The organism is Bacillus multifaciens (assembly GCF_030756675.1).
Taxonomy (GTDB): Bacteria; Bacillota; Bacilli; order Bacillales; family Bacillaceae_G; genus Bacillus_A; species Bacillus_A multifaciens.
In genome coordinates this window covers 45,939-52,500 of sequence record NZ_JAVBXD010000027.1, presented here as the reverse complement: position 1 = coordinate 52,500, position 6,562 = coordinate 45,939, and the positions used below count along the sequence as shown (strand labels likewise).

At 40.7% G+C, this 6,562-nt stretch carries 5 protein-coding genes and 2 rRNA genes (1 of these 7 running past the window's edge); all 7 read left to right on the top strand.

The features are described 5' to 3' along the window. Nucleotides 1–1,794, top strand: a 23S ribosomal RNA gene (locus Q9306_RS16620) (it extends 1,129 nt beyond the left edge of the window). 50 nt (nt 1,795–1,844) lie between these two features. After that, a 5S ribosomal RNA gene (rrf, locus tag Q9306_RS16615) occupies nt 1,845–1,960 on the top strand. A gap of 259 nt (nt 1,961–2,219) precedes the next feature. Next, nucleotides 2,220–2,411: a sigma factor G inhibitor Gin gene (locus Q9306_RS16610; protein ID WP_306200494.1), complete on the top strand. Its 192-nt coding sequence runs from the start codon at nt 2,220–2,222 to the stop codon at nt 2,409–2,411. Nucleotides 2,412–2,653: 242 nt separating this feature from the next. Beyond that, a complete protein-coding gene (locus Q9306_RS16605) occupies nt 2,654–4,063 on the top strand; it encodes an aminotransferase class I/II-fold pyridoxal phosphate-dependent enzyme (RefSeq protein WP_306200492.1) in 1,410 nt (469 codons plus the stop codon). An 18-nt stretch (nt 4,064–4,081) separates the two neighbouring features. Continuing rightward, nucleotides 4,082–4,708, top strand: a complete 627-nt coding sequence (tmk, locus tag Q9306_RS16600) for a dTMP kinase (RefSeq protein ID WP_306200491.1) — start codon at nt 4,082–4,084, stop codon at nt 4,706–4,708. A gap of 32 nt (nt 4,709–4,740) precedes the next feature. Next, nucleotides 4,741–5,724: a DNA polymerase III subunit delta' gene (gene holB / locus Q9306_RS16595; protein ID WP_306200490.1), complete on the top strand. Its 984-nt coding sequence runs from the start codon at nt 4,741–4,743 to the stop codon at nt 5,722–5,724. Between the two features lie 4 nt (nt 5,725–5,728). Beyond that, nucleotides 5,729–6,556: a PSP1 domain-containing protein gene (locus Q9306_RS16590; RefSeq protein ID WP_020062167.1), complete on the top strand. Its 828-nt coding sequence runs from the start codon at nt 5,729–5,731 to the stop codon at nt 6,554–6,556. The last annotated feature ends 6 nt before the right edge of the window (nt 6,557–6,562 follow it).

Below are 6,562 nucleotides of genomic sequence, written 5' to 3'. Positions count from 1 at the left end.
AAAGAGTGCGTAATAGCTCACTAGTCGAGTGACTCTGCGCCGAAAATGTACCGGGGCTAAATACACCACCGAAGCTGCGGATTGATACCTATGGTATCAGTGGTAGGGGAGCGTTCTAAGTGCTGTGAAGTCAGATCGTAAGGACTGGTGGAGCGCTTAGAAGTGAGAATGCCGGTATGAGTAGCGAAAGACGGGTGAGAATCCCGTCCACCGAATGCCTAAGGTTTCCTGAGGAAGGCTCGTCCGCTCAGGGTTAGTCAGGACCTAAGCCGAGGCCGACAGGCGTAGGCGATGGACAACAGGTTGATATTCCTGTACCACCTCTTTATCGTTTGAGCAATGGAGGGACGCAGAAGGATAGAAGAAGCGTGCGATTGGTTGTGCACGTCCAAGCAGTTAGGCTGGTAAGTAGGCAAATCCGCTTACCGCGAAGGCTGAGCTGTGATGGGGAAGCTCCTTATGGAGCGAAGTCTTTGATTCCCCGCTGCCAAGAAAAGCTTCTAGCGAGATAAAAGGTGCCTGTACCGCAAACCGACACAGGTAGGCGAGGAGAGAATCCTAAGGTGTGCGAGAGAACTCTGGTTAAGGAACTCGGCAAAATGACCCCGTAACTTCGGGAGAAGGGGTGCTTTCTTAACGGAAAGCCGCAGTGAATAGGCCCAAGCGACTGTTTAGCAAAAACACAGGTCTCTGCGAAGCCGTAAGGCGAAGTATAGGGGCTGACACCTGCCCGGTGCTGGAAGGTTAAGGAGAGGGGTTAGCGCAAGCGAAGCTCTGAACTGAAGCCCCAGTAAACGGCGGCCGTAACTATAACGGTCCTAAGGTAGCGAAATTCCTTGTCGGGTAAGTTCCGACCCGCACGAAAGGTGTAACGATTTGGGCACTGTCTCAACCAGAGACTCGGTGAAATTATAGTACCTGTGAAGATGCAGGTTACCCGCGACAGGACGGAAAGACCCCGTGGAGCTTTACTGTAGCCTGATATTGAATTTTGGTACAGCTTGTACAGGATAGGCGGGAGCCTTTGAAGCCGGAGCGCTAGCTTCGGTGGAGGCGCTGGTGGGATACCGCCCTGGCTGTATTGAAATTCTAACCTACGGGTCTTATCGACCCGGGAGACAGTGTCAGGTGGGCAGTTTGACTGGGGCGGTCGCCTCCTAAAGAGTAACGGAGGCGCCCAAAGGTTCCCTCAGAATGGTTGGAAATCATTCGTAGAGTGCAAAGGCATAAGGGAGCTTGACTGCGAGACCTACAAGTCGAGCAGGGACGAAAGTCGGGCTTAGTGATCCGGTGGTTCCGCATGGAAGGGCCATCGCTCAACGGATAAAAGCTACCCCGGGGATAACAGGCTTATCTCCCCCAAGAGTCCACATCGACGGGGAGGTTTGGCACCTCGATGTCGGCTCATCGCATCCTGGGGCTGTAGTCGGTCCCAAGGGTTGGGCTGTTCGCCCATTAAAGCGGTACGCGAGCTGGGTTCAGAACGTCGTGAGACAGTTCGGTCCCTATCCGTCGTGGGCGTAGGAAATTTGAGAGGAGCTGTCCTTAGTACGAGAGGACCGGGATGGACGCACCGCTGGTGTACCAGTTGTTCTGCCAAGGGCATAGCTGGGTAGCTATGTGCGGAAGGGATAAGTGCTGAAAGCATCTAAGCATGAAGCCCCCCTCAAGATGAGATTTCCCATAGCGTTAAGCTAGTAAGATCCCTGAAAGATGATCAGGTTGATAGGTTCGAGGTGGAAGCGTGGTGACACGTGGAGCTGACGAATACTAATAGATCGAGGACTTAACCATATAATATGAAGCAAATGTTATCTAGTTTTGAAGGAATATACCTTCATAAGTCTGGTAATGATGGCAGAGAGGTCACACCCGTTCCCATACCGAACACGGAAGTTAAGCTCTCTAGCGCCAATGGTAGTTGGGACTTTGTCCCTGTGAGAGTAGGACGTTGCCAGGCAAACGAAAGACGAGTCAGCGGACTCGTCTTTTTATTTTTATCTTATTTTGGGGTACAAGCTTGACTAAGGATTAGACAGACACTTCGCCTAGAAATGATTCATACACTAAAAGTGTAAAGGATGTATATATTTTGGAAAATTGTTAACGCTTATAGATGTATGTTTTCATTTCGTATAGAGGGGAGGAATAGTTTATTTATCGCTGTTCTAAATTTATATAGTAATGGTTAGATAGAATACGATAAATAGGCGAATCATATGGGGCATGTCACAACAAAAGAAGCAGTTTGTATTGTGTGTGAACATAAGAGGGATAGCGGAATTCATTTGTATACGAGTTTCATATGTGAATCATGTGAACGAGAAATGATAGGAACACATACAAATGATCCAAAGTATATGTTTTATTTACAGCAATTACGAAAAATACAAATTGAAAAACTGAGCTAAACCCATTTTCTTTTTAGGTGGGCAAGAGCATCTGACATGTATAGAAGCAGTCAGAATTTTTCCTTGTCACATGTAGGAGTTAAAACAAAGGGAGTATGAGTTATTTTTTCTGTAAAGCAGCAATTTATATGTTTGGAAATTAAAATGGGTTTATATAGGAAAATAGGCATATTTGCCTATTATTTTTTTTTGTAAAAATCTCTGTATAATATAGAGAGAATGAATAGTAAGGAAGAGTGAATATGGATCAAAGAAAAATGCCCTTATATGAAGCGTTAAATACTTTTGGAAGTAAGAAACCTGTATCCTTTCATGTTCCGGGTCATAAAAATGGAACAAACTTTCCTCATGAAGCAAAAAAGTATTTTCATGATATACTTTCTATTGATGTAACGGAACTTACTGGACTTGATGATCTTCATAGTCCGTTTGAATGTATAGAAGAAGCGCAGCGTTTATTAGCAGAGCTATATGAAGTACAAAAAAGTTACTTTTTAATTAATGGTTCAACGGTTGGGAATTTAGCTATGCTGTTAGCGTGCTGTAATGAACATGATACAGTTCTTGTACAAAGGAACGCTCATAAATCGATTATGAATGGCCTTAAATTAAGTGGAGTGCGTCCTGTCTTTCTAGAGCCATGGATTGATGAGAAATATGGTGTACCAGTTGGTGTCCCGTATGAAGCGATTGAAGATGCCATTCGGAAATATCCACAAACGAAAGCTCTTATTTTAACGCATCCAAACTATTATGGTATGGGTGTAGATTTAGAAAAGAGTATTGCATTAGCACATAAAAATAGTATTCCTGTTTTAGTAGATGAGGCACATGGAGCGCATTTTTGTGTCGGAGCCCCTTTTCCAGCATCAGCGCTTACGTATGGGGCTGATATTGTTGTTCATTCGGCACATAAAACATTGCCAGCGATGACAATGGGTTCATACTTACACGTAAATAGTTCGCTCGTTGACGAAGAGAAAGTTTCTTCTTATTTAAATATGTTGCAATCTAGTAGTCCTTCTTATCCAATTATGGCTTCACTAGATATAGCTCGTTTTGTATTAGCGAAGATAAAAGAAGAGGGATGTAAGGAGATTGCTGCATTTACTCAGCGGTTTCGCCAGGCATTAAAGCGTATTCCGCAACTTGCTGTTTTAGACTATCCAATACAAGATGCACTAAAAGTAACAGTACAAACACGCTGTGAGCTCTCTGGATATGAATTACAACGTGTATTTGAAGAGATAGGTATCTATGTTGAAATGGCAGACCCATATAATGTTTTACTTATTTTACCCCTCCAAGTAAATGAAGATTATATAAAAGTAATTGATAAACTACAAGCTGCATTATGCTCATATAATGTAGAAGATAGTAAGCCACTTATTCGTTATCCTTATAAAGAAAATTTATCTTCTTTGTCATTTACATATAAGCAGTTGGAGAAATATAAGAAAAAAGTTGTACCATTACGCGATGCGTTAGGCATGATTGCGGCCGAGATGGTTATACCGTATCCACCAGGGATTCCATTACTCGTGTATGGGGAGGAAATTACGGTAGAGCATATAAATCAAATTTCCGCTTTAGAAGAGATTGGTGCCCGTTTTCAAGGAAATATAAAAAATATTACTGTATACGATATATAGAGAAAGAAGGTTTTATGAATGAAGGGATTGTTTGTAACAATTGAAGGGCCAGAAGGATCAGGAAAGTCTACATTAATTACAAAATTATTGCCGTATTTTGAGAATAAGAAACAAAAGGTAGTGGCAACACGTGAACCAGGTGGGATTACGATTTCAGAAGAAATTCGTACCATTTTACATAAAAAAGAGCATACAATGATGGAAGCACGTACAGAAGCATTATTGTATGCTGCAGCACGCAGACAACATTTAGTAGAGAAGGTCATGCCAGCCTTAGAAGACAATTATATTGTAATATGTGATCGCTTCATAGATAGCTCTCTTGCTTATCAAGGGTATGCAAGGGGCCTTGGCGTTGATAAGGTATTTGAAATTAATCGTTTTGCGACAGAAGATTGTATGCCGGATATTACAATCTATTTGGACATTGAACCAGAGGTTGGCTTAGCACGCATTAGAAAAGATGATAATAGAGAAGTGAATCGTTTAGATTTAGAAAGCATGGAATTTCATAAACGTGTTCGTAAAGGATATTTACAATTAGTAGATCGATTCGCAGATCGTATCGTCGTTGTAAATGCAGATCAACCAATGGAAGCTGTTGTAGAAGAAGTTACTCAGCTTATTGAACAAAAATTGGTATAATAGAAGAAAGTATAAAAAGTGAGGTATAGAATATGACGAAGACGTGGGAACAACTGTCTCTTATTCAACCCATTGTTGTAAAAATGTTAATGAATAGTATTGCAAAAGAGCGTATATCCCACGCTTATTTGTTAGAAGGGCCAAAAGGAACAGGTAAGTTAGAAACAGCTATGCAAATGACGAAAAGCTTTCTTTGTTTACAACGAAATGGAGTGGAACCTTGCCATACATGTACGAATTGCCGACGCATTGATTCGGGCAATCACCCAAACGTATATATTGTTACACCAGATGGTCTATCCATTAAGAAACAACAAATTCATGAATTACAAGAAGAGTTTTCGAAAACAGGTCTAGAAGCAACTAAAAAAATATATATTATTGAGCATGCCGATAAGATGACAACAAATGCTGCAAATACATTGCTTAAATTTTTAGAAGAACCAAGTAGTGACACAGCAGCAATTTTGTTAACTGAGCAAAGTCATCAAATTTTAAGTACTATTTTATCTCGCTGTCAAATTGTTACATTTAGGCCGCTTCCGAAAAGCGCTTTGGTTAACCGTTTAGAAAGTGAAAAAGTAAGTATTTCTTTAGGGAATCTTGCAGCAGAACTTACAAATAGTTTTGATGAGGCACTATCGTTTTGTAATGATGAATGGTTTGCACAAGCACGAGCTTTAGTGATAAAATTATGTGAAGCCCTAGAGAAAGATGCCACGTCTCTTTTTTTTGTACAGGAGAAGTGGGTAAAGCATTTTGGAGAGAAAGAACAACTACAGCTAGGATTAGATATGTTGCTCCTTATTTATAAGGATTTATTATATGTTCAATTGGAAGAAGAAGAGCGGCTCGTTTTTCAAGACCAAAAAGAGTTATTCCAATCTTTTTCCTATTCTCAAAAGCGCATTGTATCGGCTCTTTTCAATATATTAGAAGCAAAAAATAGAATCAACGCTAATGTAAATGCGCAGCTTGTGTTCGAGCAGTTAGTGTTGCGGTTGCAGGAGGGATGACCGTTTGTATGATGTAGTAGGTGTTCGATTTAAGAAGGCCGGAAAAGTGTATTACTTTGATCCGAATCAATTTGATATCTCAGAAAATGAGTTTGCAATCGTAGAAACAGTGCGAGGAATCGAATATGGGAAAGTTGTCATCACGAAGAAACAAGTCGATGAAAATGATGTTGTCTTACCACTAAAGAAAGTTATTCGGATTGCAAATGAAAATGACCGTACAATTGTTGAGGAAAATAAACGTGCAGCAAAAGAAGCGTATCAAGTTTGTCAGGAGAAAGTAATCGAGCATGACCTTGATATGAAACTTGTTGATGTAGAATATACATTTGATCGTAATAAGGTTATTTTTTATTTTACGGCAGACGGCCGCATTGATTTTCGCGAGCTTGTAAAAGATTTGGCAGCTATTTTCCGGACAAGAATCGAATTAAGACAAATTGGTGTTCGTGATGAAGCAAAAATGCTAGGTGGTATTGGCCCGTGTGGTCGAATGCTTTGCTGTTCTACTTTTTTAGGAGATTTTGAACCTGTATCCATAAAAATGGCAAAAGATCAAAATTTATCATTAAATCCTGCGAAAATCTCAGGGTTATGTGGGCGATTAATGTGTTGTTTAAAGTATGAAAACGATGAATATGAAGCAGCAAAAGAGCAGCTTCCAGATTTAGATGAGAAGATACAAACACCGCATGGTCTTGGTCGTGTAATCGGATTAAATATTTTAGAAAGATTAATTCAAGTGGAATTAATAGACAAGGAACGGATAGTAGAATATACGTTAGATGAATTAATGAATAAAGGGGTCGTTTCGAGTCAAACCACAGATTAATGAGGT

Excerpts from the sequence above, each read along its gene's own strand:
- Q9306_RS16610 (WP_306200494.1), top strand. The coding sequence starts at position 2,220 with ATGGGGCATGTCACAACAAAAGAAGCAGTTTGTATTGTGTGTGAACAT.
- holB (WP_306200490.1), top strand. The coding sequence starts at position 4,741 with ATGACGAAGACGTGGGAACAACTGTCTCTTATTCAACCCATTGTTGTA.
- tmk (WP_306200491.1), top strand. The coding sequence starts at position 4,082 with ATGAAGGGATTGTTTGTAACAATTGAAGGGCCAGAAGGATCAGGAAAG.
- Q9306_RS16605 (WP_306200492.1), top strand. The coding sequence starts at position 2,654 with ATGGATCAAAGAAAAATGCCCTTATATGAAGCGTTAAATACTTTTGGA.